Origin of the sequence: Pseudomonas guariconensis (assembly GCF_040822035.1) — a bacterium.
GTDB lineage: Bacteria > Pseudomonadota > Gammaproteobacteria > Pseudomonadales > Pseudomonadaceae > Aquipseudomonas > Aquipseudomonas guariconensis.
Genome location: NZ_CP162012.1, coordinates 4,469,790 through 4,485,538 on the forward strand (window position 1 = coordinate 4,469,790; position 15,749 = coordinate 4,485,538).

The following is a 15,749-nucleotide window of genomic DNA, read 5'->3' on the forward strand; positions in this document are numbered from 1 at the left end:
GGCTCATCCGTAGAGCAACCGCTCCGCCAGCATCTGCGCCACCCGCGCTGGCGAACGCTTCTCCGCCTGGGCATGGGCAAACACTTCGGTCAGCCGCGTGGGAATGCGCGCCAGGTGTGCGGTGATGGTGCCCAGGTCCTCGCCCCGGTGGGTCAGGGCCACATAGATCAGGCCACCGGCATTGATCACGTAGTCCGGCGCATAGAGGATGCCGCGATTTTCCAGCTGATCCGCCACTTGCAGCGTAGTGAGCTGGTTGTTCGCCGCGCCTGCCACGGCAGCGCAGCGCAACTGCATCACGCTCTGGCCATTGAGCACCGGCCCGACGCCACAGGGGGCAAAGATATCGCAGGGAGTGCTGATCAGCGCGTCGTTGGTCACAGGATGTGCCCCCAATTGCTCCACGGCCAGGCGCACGCGTCCAGGATCCAGGTCGCTGACCAATAATTCCGCGCCCGCCGCGTGCAACTGTTCGGCCAAGGCATAGCCGACATTGCCCAAGCCTTGCACAGCGATGCGCAGCCCCTCCAGGTTATCGCTGCCCAGACGCGCCATGGACGTGGCGCGAATGCCCGCGAACACACCCATCGCGGCATGCGGCGACGGGTCGCCTGAGGCTGTGGTGCTGGTGACATGGGGTGTGGTCTGGGCGATGCAGTCCATGTCCAGGGTGGAGGTGCCGCTGTCCACGGCGGTGATGAAGCGCCCCTGCAGGGTATCGATGAACCGGCCGAATGCTTCGAACAGCGCGGCGCGGTTTTCCACATGCGGATTGCGCACGATCACCGCTTTGCCGCCCCCCAAAGGCAGGCCCGCCAATGCCGCCTTGTAGCTCATGCCCTGGGCCAGACGGATGGCGTCGGTCATGGCACTTTCATCATCGGCGTAGGGTAGATAGCGACAGCCGCCCATGGCCGGGCCCAACTGCTCGCTATGAATGACCACGACGGCCTTGAGGCCTGTCGGCGGGTCGATGCACAGGTGCAAGGACTGGGTGCGGGTGCTTTGCATGAGCGCGAACATCAACGGGCTCCCCCGAGAGGTGCTCCTTCCAGTATAGGCAGGCCGCCAGGCTCCGAGCCTCTGGCGGACCACTGGACGAAAGCACGCGCCAAGGCTAAAAGATAAGCGTATGCGGAGAGTGCCCATGAACCCACGTCAAGCCTGCCTGGCCTGCCTGGATCGCGAGCCTGTCGCGCTGCTGGAAGCAACGCTGTGGATAGCGGCCGAGCACGACCGGACGGTAGAGCCGGCGGCGAGCCTCGCCCAAGTGCACGACTTGCAGCGAGAAATCAGCGCCAACCTGCCAATGCTGCCGCTCCACGAGCTGGCCCAGCCCCTGCTGCGTCAACTCAATGCCCTGGGTTTCGCGCAGGATGAATACCATCCGTTGCGACCCCAGGTGGCGTTGATGGACAAAGTCTTGCAGCGCCGCCGCGGCCAGCCGTTGACCCTGGCCATCCTCGCCCTGGAACTGGCGCGACGCCTATCGATCCCCCTGGAGGGCGTGAACTTCCCCGGCCACTTCCTGCTGCGTGTGCCCGGGGCCGACCATTTGCTCGATCCCTGTGGCGGGCGACGGTTGTACCCCGCCGACTGCCGAGAACTGCTGGCCCGCCAGTTCGGTCCCCATATGCCGTTGAGCGCCGAACACATGCACAGCGCAGCCCCCATGCAGATGCTCCAGCGCCTGTCGCGCAACCTGCGTCATCTGCACAGCAGCAACGAAAACGACCTGGCCGCCTTGATCGACGCCGAACGGGTGATGCAACTAGGCCCGGTACTGGCAAGCGACTACCTGGCCCGCGCCACGCTCTACCAGCACCTGGATTGCCCCCAGGCCGAGCGCTATGACTTGGAGCACGCCTTGCTGCTGACCGACGACCCGATCCAACGTCTGAAATTGAGCGAACGGCTTGGCCAACTCCCGTCGACCAAGCGTTCGATTCACTGAGCCGGGGTGTCCGGCTGGCAGGAGGGATGCGCCTTGGCGAAGGCCGGGTGTGCCTGTGCCAAAGCAGCCACGCGAGCGATGCGTGGATAGCCGCTGAGGTCGACATTGAATCGCTCGGCGGCGTAGAGCTGAGGGATCAGGTAGACATCTGCCAACCCCGGCTCGTCACCGAAGCAGAAGCCTCGATCACCGATCAATTGTTCCACCGCCGCCAGGCCCTGGCCGATCCAGTGGGCGATCCACTGGTTGACCTGGGTATCGTCATGGCCCAACTGACGCAACTGGTTGAGCACGCTGACGTTGTGCAGCGGGTGGACGTCGCAGCCGATGATCGCCGCCACACCCCGCACTTTGGCCCGAGACTCGGCACTGGCCGGCAACAGCGCAGGTTGTGGATAAACCTCTTCGAGGTACTCGATGATCGCCGGTGACTGCACCAGCAACTCCCCGCCATCGGTCCGCAGCGCGGGCACTCGCCCCTGGGGGTTGAGCGCCAGGTAGTGCGCCCCACGCTGCTCGCCCTTGAGAAGGTTGACCGGCAGGGCCTGGTAATCCAGCCCCTTGAGCGCCAAGGCGATGCGTACCCGATACGAGGAAGTGGAACGGTAATAGGTGAACAGCTCCATCGCCCTGACCTCTCAGTTGGCCGAGATGATCTTGCCGCGGCATTCGCCGAAGCCGATGCTCGCCACGCCGTCACGGATGCAGCGGGCACGCAGGATGATCTCGTCGCCGTCCTCCAGGAACTTGCGCACCTCGCCGCTGGCCAGCTCCACCGGATGCTTGCCACCTTCGGTGATCTCCAGAAGGCTGCCGAACGAGCCGGGCGTGGCGCCGGACAGCGTGCCCGAACCGAACAGGTCACCCGGCTGCAACTGGCAACCGTTGACACTGTGGTGAGCCACCATCTGGGCCACGGTCCAGTACATGCTGCGGGTGTTGCTCAGGGTCAGGCGATGGGCTGGCAGGCCCTGCTCGCGCATCTTCTCGGTAACCAGCAGCACTTCCAGTTCGATATCGAAGGCACCCGCGTCCTGGTCACGCTTGTCCAGCAGGTAGGACAGGGGCTGCGGGTCGCCTTCAGGACGCGGCGCCTGGGCGCAACGGAACGGCTCGAGGGCTTCGGCGGTAACCACCCAGGGCGAGATGCTGGTGATGAAGCTCTTGGACAGGAACGGGCCCAGTGGCTGGTATTCCCAGGCCTGGATATCGCGCGCGGACCAGTCGTTGAGCAGGCAGTAGCCGGCCACATGCTCAGCGGCGTCGCTCACCGGGATGGGCTGGCCCATGTCGTTGCCTTGGCCGATCCAGATGCCCAATTCCAGCTCGTAGTCCAGGCGCGCACACGGGCCGAAGTTCGGTTCGGTCTGCCCGGCCGGCAGGGTCTGGCCCTTGGGACGGCGCACGTCGGTACCAGAGGGACGGATGGTGGAGGCACGGCCGTGGTAACCGATCGGCACGTATTTGTAGTTGGGCAGCAGCGGGTTGTCCGGGCGGAACAGCTTGCCCACGTTCTTGGCGTGTTCGATGCCTACGTAGAAGTCGGTGTAGTCGCCGATCTTCGCAGGCAGGTGCAGTTGGCAATCGCTGGCCGGATACAGGGCAGCCTTCAAGGCCGCTTGATGCTCGCTGTGCTCGCCCAGCAGCACCATCAAACGCTCGCGCAAGGCCACACGGGCTTCACGGCCCAGGGCGAAGAACGCATTCAGCGCGCCGCCTCGGGTGGCTTCGGCAGCGACCTTGGCCTGGCCGTCGAACAGGCCGGCGCCCAGCACGGCTTCCAGATCGAGGATCGCGTCACCGATGGCTACGCCACAACGCGGTGCCTGGCCTGGACGGCTGAAGATGCCCAGGGGCAGGTTCTGCAACGGGAAGTCGCTGTGCCCGTTGGCGTGCTCGACCCAGCTACGGGCGATGGCGGTCTGGTTCATGGGTTATCTCCGATTCGGGTTGAAGGTGCTCGGCAAGGTGGCCCAGCAACTATCGTAGTCGGCCTGCAGTTGCGGGCACTCGAGGGCATGACGGCTCGGACGCAGCACCTGGCTGGTCTCGAACATGAATGCCATGGTGTTGTCGATCTTGTGCGGAGCGAGGTCCGCGGCGATGGCCTTCTCGCAGGTTTCGGCGTCTGGCCCGTGGGCGCTCATCACACCGTGCAGCGAGGCACCGCCCGGCAGGAAACCTTCAGCCTTGGCGTCGTAGGCCCCCTGGATCAGGCCCATGAATTCGTTCATCAGGTTGCGGTGGAACCAAGGTGGACGGAAGGTGTTCTCGGCCACCATCCAGCGTGGCGGGAAGATCACGAAGTCCATGTTGGCCATGCCGTGGACGCTGGTCGGCGAGGTGAGCACGGTGAAGATTGAAGGATCGGGATGGTCGAAGCTGACCGTGCCGATGGTATTGAAGCGACGCAGGTCGTACTTATACGGCACGTTGCTGCCGTGCCAGGCGACCACATCCAGCGGCGAGTGCTGCAGTTCGCAGGCCCAGTGTTCGCCGAGAAACTTCTGCACCAGTTGCACTGGCCCGCTGACCTCTTCGTAGCGCGCCACTGGGGTCAGGAAGTCACGCGGGTTGGCCAGGCCATTGCTGCCGATCGGGCCCAGGTCCGGGATGCGCAGCGGGGCACCATGGTTCTCGGCAATGTAGCCACGGGCCTGGCCGTCGAGCAGCTCGACGCGGAACTTCATGCCCCGAGGGATCACGGCGATCTCCAGCGGCTCGACTTCCATCACCCCCAGTTCGGTGGCGATGCGCAGGCGGCCTTGCTCCGGCACCAGTAGCAGTTCGCCGTCGGCATTGAAGAACACCCGTTCCATGGAACGATTGGCACGATAGATGTAGATGCTCACGCCAGCCGGCTTCTCCGAGGCCGAGTTGGCCACCATCGGCAGCCAGCCTTCGATGAAATCGGTGGGCTCGGACGGGATCGGCTGGGGGCTCCAGCGCAGGCGGTTGGGGGTGATCTGGCCCAGCGGGCCGGTCAGCGGTTGACGCTCCAGACGCTCGAAGCGCGGGTGCAGCGCCGAGGGACGAATGCGGTACAGCCAGGTACGACGCAGCTCGCTGCGGGCCATGGTGAACGCGGTACCCGAGAGCAGTTCGGCGTACAGGCCGTAAGGGGCTTTCTGTGGGGAGTTCTGCCCGACCGGCAGGGCGCCGGGCAGCGCTTCACTGGCGAACTCGTTGCCGAAGCCGCTCAGGTACTGAAGATCAGGGGAAGAATCGAGATTCATCGGGTGCCTCCGGGCTCGATGAGAGCCGTTGCTGGCAGCTGGCTGCTGGCCCTGTCCGGCGCGTTCCGGTGAGTACTCCAGGCGTTGCAGCGCGTCTGCATTGTTTTTATCGTAATCAGATTACGAATAACGTAATTTGATTGCCGAAAGGCGTCAAGCTATAAAGACGCCCACCTGTCTCCCCTGGATTCCCATCCCATGGCCAAAGCCAGCTCCCCTGCCGACAACGGCAAGCAGAAGGTCCGCTCGGCGGAAGTCGGCACCGACATTCTCAAAGCCCTTGCCGAACTCTCTCCATCCACGTCGCTGTCGCGACTGGCCGAACACGTGGACATGCCGGCGAGCAAGGTGCATCGCTACTTGCAGGCGCTGATCGCCAGCGGCTTCGCCGAGCAGGATCCTGCCACCAACCATTATGGGCTGGGCCGTGAGGCACTGCGGGTGGGCATGGCGGCGCTGGGTAGCATCGACGTGCTGAAGGTCGCGGCGCTGCCCCTGTCGCAACTGCGCGACGAGCTCAACGAAAGCTGTTTCATTGCGGTGTGGGGCAATCAGGGGGCGACGGTGGTCAGCATCGAGCCTGCGGTGCGCGCGGTGACGGTGGTCACGCAGATCGGCTCGGTCCTGCCGCTGCTCAGTTCGTCCACAGGCCTGGTGTTCGCCGCCCACCTGCCCGAACGCGAGACAGTGGAACTGCGCGACCAGGAGCTGGCCGCCATGGACCAGTCATTCAGCGACTACGAGCCCGTGCTGGCCCAGATCCGTGCACGCGGGCTGCATCACGTGCACGGTTTGCTGATGCCCGGCGTGGACGCGCTGTCCGCGCCGGTGTTCAACGCCATGGGCCAGATTGCCGCGGTGATGACGGTGGTCGGTCCGACGTCGATCTTTCATGCCGACGAACAGGGACCGGCGGCGAAGCGCTTGCTGGCGGCGGCAGGCGCCGTCAGCAAGCGTATGGGGTATGAGCCAGCGGCCTAGCTCATGCGTTGAGGTGCCGTCCCTGACCCCGATGGCGGCCTCAGGTGAACTGACGAGGGGCTGATTGCTCTGTGGAAGCAACCAGTTGCGTATACCACGACAACTCTTCCTCGAATCGTTTATTCAACGGTTGGAAAGCACCCGAGCCAAGCTCCTTGAACACCTCATGCCGCTCATAGAACGCTTTGAGTGCCTCGACTTGGTTCTTCACCCATAGACTCAGTGCGGATGACTCCCCAGGAAACAACGTCGACCAGAGTTTGCTGCCTCGATCAACCAGCTGGGTACCATAGAACTTCACCACATCCGTAATCCCGGGCAAGCTGGCGACGGCTCCGAGCAGGGATAACAGTGCTGCCGTCTTATCGCCATCACGCAACGCCGCGAGGCTGCGGTAGAACCCAGCACCGGCCTTGATGAAGCCCAGAACGATTCGCGCCGGCGGGAACGCCAAGGCGATGACATCCGCCACCAGACCGACCAGCCAGAACACCTCTTGGGTGATACGCCTCGCCGCGCTGTAGGCATCGCGTTTCGCATCGGCCAGCAAGCGCTGTATACGCTGGCGTAGAGCAACCGAAAGATCCCGGATGTTGTACAGCACCTGCAACGACCGGGCGATCCTCGCATTTCCCTTGCTTTCTGACGCATCGGCGAAGTCATCGTTTCGCACGCTCTCATTGAGTTCGCGGATCAACAGCTCATCGTCAATCGAGACATGCGCGTAGACCCAGTCCTGCAGAGCATCGCTTCGCCACTGCTCGACAAAATCCTCGACCGTATAAAGGTACCGCCCACCAGGCCCATCGCTGAGATAGACCAAAGTGCCCTTGGCCTGGGGCGACTGCAGCAGGTACCCACCGACTACAGCGGCCCCGTTGATCTTCAGCATTGCCAATTTGCAATCGTCGACAAAACTGCCCCGATGAAATGCCATGCAGACCGGTTTCAGCCAGTCGGCATGCGCGTCGCTGAGGCGTCCGCTCTGCAGCTCCACCAGACAATCGCGTTGAATTTTCATGCCTGTGATGTGGCGATGCAGCTCCAGCGGCCTGGACTGGGCATCTGCGTCCGGGTCGAGATAACTCTTGCGGATCTCATCGCAGTACCCCTCACCGAGCCTGGCGGCCCGGATGTAACCATCGATCGCTCGGTTGCTCAAATGGGACAGGTCCTGGCCCACGGTCGACGTCAGCCTGGCGAAGTCCCTAAAATTGAAATCCGCGGGGTATCCGCTGGCCACCACTTGGGTCAAGGACTGACGAACGCCATGCTCCAGCTCGACCAGAACGGTATCGGCATCGATCCATCCCTCCTTCTTGCCCGGGAAACGATTGATGCGCTCGCTCACGCGGTCACGGGCATAGGCCATGAACGTCGGCACCTGGGCAGCTGCCTGGTAATCCGTCATCAGCACGCGCAACTCGTGGTCGATGTCGTCCACGAGTCGTTGCAGCGTCCCGTCCGGCCTGGCAGGTACCACCGGCCGGATCTCTTCGAGATCGTCGAGAATCTTCATCACCCTCAACTCGGTCCAGTGCTGGATCACCTGCTGCCAGCCGTCAATGTCCTGCGGATGCAGGGTGATCGTCTCGCGTGACCATTCCTGAGGCAGGCTGGCTATACGCGTCAGATATCGATTCAACGCAGGACGGTCGGCATGGCGGACACGCTCGACGAGGTAGTCGCGCCCCGCAGGCATGGCGGTCAGTGCCCCCAGCGCGAAACTCATCTGCCCAGGTGAGTTGAACGCTTGCAGATCGCCCGCCGGCGACCCGGGCGCATAGAGCACATGGATATCATCGCTGTAGATGTACAGATGATCGGTCAGAAGCATTTCGCCATTGATGGACAACAGGGCCACCGTGATGGTGCTTGTTCCGGAGCGCTGCGCCCATGTGTCCTGTGTGGCCTGCTCGAGCAACCGCACCGCTCTGCGATCAAGGCCCTGGAAATCCGCCGCCTGCCTGGCGAGTTGCAGCCTGGCATCCAGCGCTCTGCTCAGCAGATAGCGGTTTTCGTCGAGGGCATAGGTCTGCTCGACGCGCTCGACATAACCTCGATGCAGCTGTAATTCATTGGCGAGCGACCATACGCCTTGGTCGCCCAGGGCCTTGCGCAGGCCCTCGTGCTGGATCGTCATTGCCAGGCGCTTGCCATGGTAAGCACCGCCACAGACCCATTCGAGCAGTGAAACCATTTGCGGCGGCGCATCCGCTGTGAAGTCGTGCCTGACATGCAGTCGTACCTGTTCGGCAGACAATTGCGCAAACCCTTTAGCGGTCAACCAAGCGTCAAGTTGCTGGCTGGCATAGGTATAGAAGTCACTGTGCTGAGTTTGCTCGGCCAGTTGGCGCTCGGTTTCGTTCACAGCCTGATGCAGCTTCGCCAACCGCTCGCGCTCGGCAGGCGACAGGTGTCGCAACCACTGCGGCGCCAGGTCCTTGCGCAAAGCACCGACGGCATCGGCCACGCTTGCTTGGAGTTGTTCGAACAAGGGCACAAGGGCAACGGCACCCTCACCGTTTTCAGGCTCAGCAGCAAGCCCGTCGATGACCAGCCGGCGTTGCAGCAACTGCATATCTTCAAGCAGATACACCTCAGGTCGACTCCGCAGCGGCCTCAACACCAGCTCGACGGACGTGGTGTCCGTCAGGGCCGCACGCGCTCGGGCGGGCAGACCCTGTGTCCAGCAATTATCCGCCCGCAGGTAGCGGACCAATGTCTCGACCATACGTTAATGGCTATCGAACCAGACACCGGCCCCCAAGCCGTAGAGGACGAATGACAGCTCATCGTCATAGGGGTTATCGCACAGCGCCACAAAGCCAGGAATACGCACCAGCTCACCCTCTTTCGTCTTCAGTGAGACGGATGCAAAGACGGGATCAGCGTCTGGCAGCAGAGCTTCGATGTCCTGTCTGGGAGCGCCACGACGCAAGGCACGGGCTCGCACCTGCAGAGTCAGCAACGCCCGAAGCTGTTCATTCAGCAGCGGGGACTGCTCCATCCACCAGTGATCGCTTTTGACCTGCCAATGTTCGTCCAGCCACCGCTCGGGATCGTCGACAGGCGTGACACGAGGCGGCAAGCCGGGCGCAAGCGCAACTTCGCCCTGCATCATCATGGTCAACACGACCAAAGCGCTCAGGACATCCTGGCCAGCGACAGGCGAGACCGTGGAAGGAAAGGTCAAGGGAAAATTCATGACTTCTGTCTCAATGCAATGTAGGAAATCGCAATGTGCAGAAATCAGAAAGAACAAAGCTGATGGAAATGCAGGTGTACTAACCTACGTTCAGACCTGAAGAACCTACTGAAAACGCCGCAATGAGCCTCGAGACGAGGGGAAGGATTATCACCGGCAATGTAAAGGTGAATGTCACAAGGAGGTGTTTTTCCCACCTCGAGATACACCTATTCTTACGGCATTGGATCGGTACGAAGGCGCCCCCCAGCCTTTCGGGCCACCAAGGTTCACCGACGTTGATTTTGAAGCTCCTTGATCTAACGTCTCGATTGGCCGCTGCGATGCAGCGGCCTTTTTTATGCCTGCAACCCCCTAGGACCAGGCCACCTTGCGTGGCGCCTCGATCATCGGCTGTTCACGAAACGACAGGTAATGGCGCAGCACCTGTTGCGGAGCCTCGGTGTGGGGATAGTGCCCAATGCCCGGCAGCGCCACGGTGTCGGGATCGGGTACCAACTGCCGGTAGCGCTCGAGCATCCGCGCGCCTGACAGCGGATCGGCCAAGCCATTGATGAAACGCAGCGGTACACATCGTCGCAGCAAGGCGCCCACCCAGCGCTCACGGTGCAGGCGTCGCTCGGGCAGGTAACCGATCAGCTTGTGCAGGATGCGCGTGCCGCGATTGGCAACGATCAGACTCCAATAATCATCCAGGGCACTTTCGCTCGGGTGCGTGCAAGGGCCATAGATATGGCTAACGTTGCGCACCAGGTCATCGCGCCCAAAGCTGCGGGACACCAGCCAGCCTAGGGGGCTGAGCAGCAGCTTTTGCACCAGCAAGACCTGGTAGCACTCTGGGAACAGCCCACTGTTGAGGAACGCGCAGCTGGCGATCTCGATGCGTTGTTCACAGTGGCGCGCCAGCAACTCCTGGGCAACGGTGCCGCCGTAGTCGTGGGCCAGCAGATGTACAGGCTGATCGATGTTCAGATGGGCGAGCAAGGCCTGTTGCAGGTCGGCTTGCTCCATCAGGCTGTAGTCATGGTCCAGCGGCTTGGCCGAGTCGCCAAAGCCGAGCATGTCGCAAGCGACCACACGAAAGCGCTGGGTCAAGGGTACCCACAGGTAGTGCCAATCCCAGCTGGCCGTGGGGAAACCGTGAAGTAGAAGCAGTGGCTCTCCTTGCCCTGCTGTCCAGTAGCGGATGGTCTGGCCCCGAAAGGCAAAACTCTGAGCTCGGGTACGCCAGACGCACAATGGTATTTCGGCCAGTGGCATCAGTGTTGTCCCGGTAGATAAGTGTTGGCGTCATAAGGCAGGGCTGCGTTCATTGCAAGTTACCTCGGCACTTACATGTGCTCTCTATGTCGAGGCTCAGTCTAGCCAGCACACCGGGCGACGAAACTTGCGTTGGCAGCCAGCTTGCTGGCTTTGCGGGTCAGGGGCACGAACGGTCACAGCAGTCTTGCCAACAGGGGGCCGGCGAACAGGTTGAGCAGGCCGGTGAGCACCATGACCAAGCCGGCCACCGAGCCTTCCTCACGGCCCACCTCCTGCGCCCGACTGACCCCAGCGCCATGGGCACCGACGCCAAACAGCGCGCCACGGGCCAGGGGCGTACGCAAAGGCAGCACGCGCAGCAACACGCCCCCGAACATGGCGCCAAGTACGCCGGTGAACATGACGAACACCGCCGTCAGCTCCGGCACGCCGCCCAAGTCTTGGGCCAAGGGCATGGCAAAGGGCGTGGTGATCGAGCGCGGCAACAACGACCGGCTCACCGCATTGTCGAGTGCCAGCAGGTGCGCCAGGCCCCAGGAGCTGGCGATCGAAGCCATGCTACCGGCCAGCATGCCCACCAGCAGCGCCGGCCAATGGCGCGCCAGCATCATCCGCTGCTGCCAGATCGGCACCGCGAAGGCCACGGTCACCGGGCCCAGCACGCCCATCAACCAGTGGGTGTCGCGCGCGTACTCGGCATACGCAGTGTGCAGCGGCACGGCCACCGCCAACAGCAATGCCGGCACCAGAATCAGCGGCGACAGGACATAGCGCCCACTGCGCCGGTACAGCCAGCGGCTGCCCAAGTAAGCAACAAGGGTCAGGACAAGCCAGAACAACGGCATTGGCTCAAGGCTCATGGCGCAGCCTCCAGCGGCAGACCAGTTCCACCGTGACAGCGGTCACCACCATCACCATCAGGGTGCTCACTGCGATCACCAGCAGGATGCGCCAACCCTCGCTGCGCAGCAGGCCACCGTAGTCCAGCAGGCTCATCAGCGCCGGAATGAAAAACAGCAGCATTTCAGCCATCAACCAACCCGCGCCGGCCTGCAAGGTGGCAGGTTTGAGCACGCCGCAGGCGAACAACAGCAGGAGCAAGGCCAAGCCCATCACCCCACCCGGGATCGGCCATCCCAGCCAAGTGGAAAGCTGGCCGCCGAGCAGAAACAAGGCAAGCAGGACCGCCAGCTCGACGAGCAGGCGCAGGTATTTTTTCAGTAAGGCGGGTTTCATTGGGAAGGGTCCTCGGCTGGGGTCCATTCTAGATTTGCCCTGCCTAGGCCAGAAGCGAATTGTTAGACTGATCGCCATTCCAAAACGGAATTCGAAACATGGAATTCAAGCAGCTTCGCAGCTTCATCGAAGTCGTGCACCGCGGGGGCTTCACCCAGGCGGCGCAGACCCTGCACATCAGCCAGTCCGCCGTGAGCAAACAAGTCGCGCAACTCGAGCAGGCCCTAGGTCAGCCCTTGCTGGAGCGCCAAGGCTCGCAATTGCACCTGACCGCCGCCGGGCGCATCGTCCTGGCACGCGGCGAGGCATTGCTGCGCCAGCGCCAGGAGCTGCAAAACGAGCTGGACGATCTCAGCCAGATGGCCCGCGGCGAACTGCGCCTGGGTTTGCCGCTGCTGGGCAGCGATGCGCTGTTCGCCGGTTTGTTCGCCGAATACCGGCGGCGTCACCCGAACATTTCGATCCAGCTGATCGAGGGCGGCAGCCGCACGGTGGAACAGGCCGTCAGCAGTGGCGAACTGGAGCTGGGCGGTTGCATCACGCCCACGGACCCGGCGTTCGAGTACCAGCCATTCTGCGATGAGCCGCTCGATGCGCTGTTGCCCCAGGCGCATGCCTTGGCGAAGGAGCTCCAGATCGAGTTGCTGCAGTTGGCGGACACACCATTTCTGCTGTATCAGCGCAGTTTCGTGCTCAATGACCGGCTGCTCGGTGCCTGCCAACAACTAGGTTTCACGCCCAAGGAAGGGGGACGCAGCGGGCAAGCGGACTTTCTGGCCGCACTGGTGGCGGCCGGGCAAGGGGTGGTGCTGCTGCCGCGGGTCGTGGCGCGGGCTCTGGAACGTCCAGGCGTGGTGCGGGTGCCATTGAACCCACCGGATCTGCGCTGGGACATCGCGTTCATCTGGCGCCGTGGGGCCTACCTGTCGAAAGCAGCACAGGCGTGGTTGCAGTTGGTGCGCGAACGGCCTGCGTCAGGCCTGTAGCCGCGGCGACGTCCTGTTCGCGGGTAAACCCGCGCCCACAAGGATTGCGTTGAGCTTGTAGGGGTTCACCCGCGAACGGGCCGTGTTAGGTATGCGCCCGTATCAAACCTTGAGCGCCGCCGCCAGCTCAGCCAGCCACGGCTCGGCATCAGCCTCGGGGGTCACGGTCTCGCTGGCATCCAAGCGCAGCATCGGCAGTACTTCCCGCACGCCCAGTTCGGCAAACAGCTCGCGCATCTGCTCGCCACCACCGCAGTAGGTATCGCCATAGCTGGAATCGCCCAAGCCGATCACCGCGCCGGGCAATCCTCGCCAGGCCGCCGGCAGAATGTCGCGGATCGTGCTGTACAGCGGCATCAGGTTGTCCGGCAGCTCGCCCATGCCAGTGGTGGAGGTCACGGCCAGCAAGGCATCCGGGGCAAAGCCCTGCAGGTCTTGGAGGTTGGCACGGGCGGCATGCCAGGCATCGAAACCGGCGGCTTTGAGCACAGACTCGGCGTGACGGGCGACTTCTTCGGCGGTGCCATACACCGAGCCTGAAATAATGGCGACTTTCATCGGGCAGAGGATTCCGAAACTGAGTGAAAACGTAGGATACTAGCATTCACCCGTGGCAAAAGGCCGCACTCCCACCAAAGTCCCCCGCTTGCCCAAGGCCCGGACATGATCAACGCGCAACTGCTGCAATCGATGATCGATGCATCGAACGACGGAATCGTGGTCGCCGAACAGGAAGGCGACGACACCATCCTGATCTACGTGAACGCAGCGTTCGAACGCCTGACTGGCTATGCCCGCAACGAAATTCTCTACCAGGACTGCCGCTTCCTGCAGGCCGATGATCGCGACCAACTCGGCCGCGCGCGAATCCGCAGGGCCCTGACCGAAGGCCGGCCATGCCGGGAGGTGCTGCGCAACTACCGCAAAGATGGCAGCGCCTTCTGGAACGAGCTGTCGATCACGCCGGTGCACAACCCCGCCGACCAGCGCACTTATTTCATCGGCATCCAGAAGGACGTCAGCCGTCAGGTAGAACTGGAGCGGGCACTGGCCCAAGCGCAGGCCCGGCTGCACGCGCTGGAATCCGACGAACGTAGCTGAACGAAGCGCTTTGCGCGCGGTCAATCCCCTTGAAGAAATCGCTACCTTCGAGCCCGATCATGCAAGCACATGCCCTCCTGACCCAGGACGAACTGGATTTCATCCAGGACATGCAGCATTCGCCCCAGTTCAATGTGTCCGACTCCATGTCGAGTCTGCTGGTCAATGGCGACCGCCATGTGCAGGAACTGCTCGCCCGCCTGGTGGCTAATGAGCAAGTCACGCTTCAGGCCCAGTACAACAACCAGCAGATCAGCTTCCCGCTGCAGCTGGTCGAAGACGAGTTCCATGCCGTGCATCTGCAGGTGGGTTCGCCTGAAATCTTCGAAGAAGGCCCCACCCCGCGCCCTTGGCGTCTTTCGCTGGAGCAGCCGGCCCCGCTGCTGGATACCCATGGCAAGCAGAGCGGCCTGTGGATCCGGGACATTTCCTCCAAAGGCACCTTGGTGCAAGTGCGGGATCTACCCGAGGCGCCGGTGCGCTTCGCCCTGAACTTCGCCCCCGAGGGCATCGAACCCATCCGCCTCAAAGGCGTGCTGCGCCGGCGCATCGGCCCGGACCTGGCCGCCTACGACCTGTCCCGCAGCCCGGCCGACGACCTCGAGCGCCTGCGCGAGTACATCCTCCAGGCCCATCAGCAGATGCACGCCTAAGTATCCAACTGCCCGGCCAGGTACTGGCGCAAGCGCCTGCGCATCAGGCTGCCTTGCGCGCCAAGGCAGGCGACCGGGCTACCGCCCAGCTGTTCCTGGGCCAGCTCCGCCACCTCCCCCGCCAGCACCACCGGACACCCAACGCCGAGGGTCAGCCGCGCCAGGCGCTTGCCCAGCGCCTGAGTGGGGGGCTGATGGGAGAACATCACCAAGGCATCGGGCGCGAGGCGCTCGCACACCAGCGCCAGCTCCTCCATGGGCTGCCCGGTCGCCAGCACCGTGACGCCCACCTCGTCGCTGCCCAGCAACAGCCCCGCCACCAGCAACTCCAGCTCATGGCATTGGCCCGACAACGGCGCCAGCACCACGCGCTGGCTCCAGGGCCCGCGCGACAGCTGCAGTCTCAGCAGCACCTTGCCTCGCAAAAACTGGTCGAGGAACAACCACTCACTGACCCGGCCAAAATTGCCCTGCCCCGCTCGCAAGCCGCGCCAGACAGGCATGAAGACCTCATCGAACACCGCGTCCAGGGCATGGCAGGCAAACACTTGGTCGAACAACCGTTCCAGTGCCAGGCCATCGAAACGCTGGGTCGCCTCCTGCACCTGGCCGCGCCAGCCGGCCAGCTCCTCGGCATTGCCGGCGCCTTGGCCATCCTGCGTCACGCCCTGATTGCGGGCCAGGATACTGCCCACCTTGCTCACCGCCACGCCACGCTCCAGCCAGCCGAGGATGCTGCGGATATCGTCGATATCGGCCTGGGAATAGAGACGATGGCCACTGTCGGTGCGGGTGGGCTGGATCAACCCGTAGCGGCGCTCCCAAGCGCGCAGGGTCACAGGGTTGACACCGGTCAGCCGGGCCACTTCGCGAATGGGGAACAGCTCTTGGTGTTCCAGGCCGGCCGAGGTGGCCACCTGATCATTGATGTGCACGGACAACGCCTCTTGTTTCAGATTCTGCATTCTACGCCGGGACACTCCGCCAGGTCAGTGCAACCATCCGCCGGCTGACACTGACCGGTCACGAATCCTGAGCGATAATCCGTGCCCGATTCTTGCAAGCCTGCTCGCATCGCCCACCACCCCGGGCGATGTAAGCCTAGGGGCCAGCTACCCGCCAGCCCCGTCG

At 63.2% G+C, this 15,749-nt stretch carries 16 protein-coding genes; 5 read left to right on the forward strand and 11 right to left on the reverse strand.

Annotated features, from left to right (window positions below):
* Positions 1–3 precede the first annotated feature (3 nt).
* On the reverse strand, positions 4–1,023 hold the full coding sequence (locus AB1N67_RS20685; RefSeq protein WP_090346826.1) for a Glu/Leu/Phe/Val dehydrogenase dimerization domain-containing protein: 1,020 nt from the start codon (positions 1,021–1,023) through the stop codon (positions 4–6).
* A 124-nt stretch (positions 1,024–1,147) separates the two neighbouring features.
* Between AB1N67_RS20685 and AB1N67_RS20690 the strand changes: the two genes are divergently transcribed.
* Positions 1,148–1,954, forward strand: coding sequence for a SirB1 family protein (locus tag AB1N67_RS20690; protein WP_070576309.1), 807 nt, complete (start codon positions 1,148–1,150; stop codon positions 1,952–1,954).
* Here the strand turns inward: AB1N67_RS20690 and maiA are convergent.
* Genes maiA through hmgA form a run of 3 tightly spaced genes read right to left on the reverse strand, consistent with a single transcriptional unit; the run spans position 1,948 to position 5,190 of the window.
* Positions 1,948–2,580: a maleylacetoacetate isomerase gene (maiA, locus tag AB1N67_RS20695; RefSeq protein ID WP_090346825.1), complete on the reverse strand. Its 633-nt coding sequence runs from the start codon at positions 2,578–2,580 to the stop codon at positions 1,948–1,950. The two genes, AB1N67_RS20690 and maiA, sit on opposite strands and share 7 nt — an antisense overlap.
* A 12-nt stretch (positions 2,581–2,592) precedes the next feature.
* The gene (gene fahA, locus AB1N67_RS20700; RefSeq protein WP_250033980.1) at positions 2,593–3,885 is read right to left on the reverse strand and encodes a fumarylacetoacetase; all 1,293 of its coding nucleotides are present in this window, start codon (positions 3,883–3,885) and stop codon (positions 2,593–2,595) included.
* 3 nt (positions 3,886–3,888) lie between these two features.
* Positions 3,889–5,190 (reverse strand): homogentisate 1,2-dioxygenase, encoded by a 1,302-nt coding sequence (gene hmgA, locus AB1N67_RS20705; RefSeq protein ID WP_043209578.1) that lies wholly within the window; start codon positions 5,188–5,190, stop codon positions 3,889–3,891.
* A gap of 198 nt (positions 5,191–5,388) precedes the next feature.
* Between hmgA and AB1N67_RS20710 the strand changes: the two genes are divergently transcribed.
* Complete coding sequence (locus AB1N67_RS20710) at positions 5,389–6,171, forward strand: IclR family transcriptional regulator (protein ID WP_182816385.1); 783 nt, start codon at positions 5,389–5,391, stop codon at positions 6,169–6,171.
* A gap of 40 nt (positions 6,172–6,211) precedes the next feature.
* Here the strand turns inward: AB1N67_RS20710 and AB1N67_RS20715 are convergent, their stop codons facing one another.
* The 5 genes from AB1N67_RS20715 to AB1N67_RS20735 form a co-directional block, all read right to left on the reverse strand.
* Complete coding sequence (locus AB1N67_RS20715; protein WP_367863345.1) at positions 6,212–8,905, reverse strand: hypothetical protein; 2,694 nt, start codon at positions 8,903–8,905, stop codon at positions 6,212–6,214.
* A 3-nt stretch (positions 8,906–8,908) separates the two neighbouring features.
* Positions 8,909–9,379, reverse strand: a complete 471-nt coding sequence (locus tag AB1N67_RS20720; protein WP_367863346.1) for a hypothetical protein — start codon at positions 9,377–9,379, stop codon at positions 8,909–8,911.
* Between the two features lie 354 nt (positions 9,380–9,733).
* Positions 9,734–10,639 (reverse strand): alpha/beta fold hydrolase, encoded by a 906-nt coding sequence (locus AB1N67_RS20725; RefSeq protein ID WP_102081602.1) that lies wholly within the window; start codon positions 10,637–10,639, stop codon positions 9,734–9,736.
* A 176-nt stretch (positions 10,640–10,815) separates the two neighbouring features.
* Positions 10,816–11,502, reverse strand: coding sequence for an LrgB family protein (locus tag AB1N67_RS20730; RefSeq protein ID WP_070576323.1), 687 nt, complete (start codon positions 11,500–11,502; stop codon positions 10,816–10,818).
* Positions 11,492–11,878 (reverse strand): CidA/LrgA family protein, encoded by a 387-nt coding sequence (locus AB1N67_RS20735; protein WP_043209588.1) that lies wholly within the window; start codon positions 11,876–11,878, stop codon positions 11,492–11,494. The genes AB1N67_RS20730 and AB1N67_RS20735 overlap by 11 nt, the downstream gene beginning before the upstream one ends.
* Before the next feature lie 98 nt (positions 11,879–11,976).
* Between AB1N67_RS20735 and AB1N67_RS20740 the strand changes: the two genes are divergently transcribed.
* Positions 11,977–12,864, forward strand: a complete 888-nt coding sequence (locus AB1N67_RS20740) for a LysR family transcriptional regulator (protein ID WP_090346823.1) — start codon at positions 11,977–11,979, stop codon at positions 12,862–12,864.
* A gap of 102 nt (positions 12,865–12,966) precedes the next feature.
* Here the strand turns inward: AB1N67_RS20740 and AB1N67_RS20745 are convergent, their stop codons facing one another.
* Positions 12,967–13,422, reverse strand: a complete 456-nt coding sequence (locus AB1N67_RS20745) for a flavodoxin (RefSeq protein WP_090346822.1) — start codon at positions 13,420–13,422, stop codon at positions 12,967–12,969.
* 105 nt (positions 13,423–13,527) lie between these two features.
* Between AB1N67_RS20745 and AB1N67_RS20750 the strand changes: the two genes are divergently transcribed.
* Positions 13,528–13,965, forward strand: coding sequence for a PAS domain S-box protein (locus tag AB1N67_RS20750; protein ID WP_043209595.1), 438 nt, complete (start codon positions 13,528–13,530; stop codon positions 13,963–13,965).
* Positions 13,966–14,024: 59 nt separating this feature from the next.
* Positions 14,025–14,618 carry a hypothetical protein gene (locus AB1N67_RS20755; protein ID WP_043209597.1) on the forward strand — a complete coding sequence of 198 codons (594 nt, stop codon included), beginning with the start codon at positions 14,025–14,027 and terminating at the stop codon, positions 14,616–14,618.
* On the opposite strand, the gene AB1N67_RS20760 is transcribed toward AB1N67_RS20755, so the two are convergent.
* Positions 14,615–15,583: a MerR family transcriptional regulator gene (locus AB1N67_RS20760; protein ID WP_253131666.1), complete on the reverse strand. Its 969-nt coding sequence runs from the start codon at positions 15,581–15,583 to the stop codon at positions 14,615–14,617. The genes AB1N67_RS20755 and AB1N67_RS20760 overlap by 4 nt on opposite strands.
* Between the last annotated feature and the right edge of the window lie 166 nt (positions 15,584–15,749).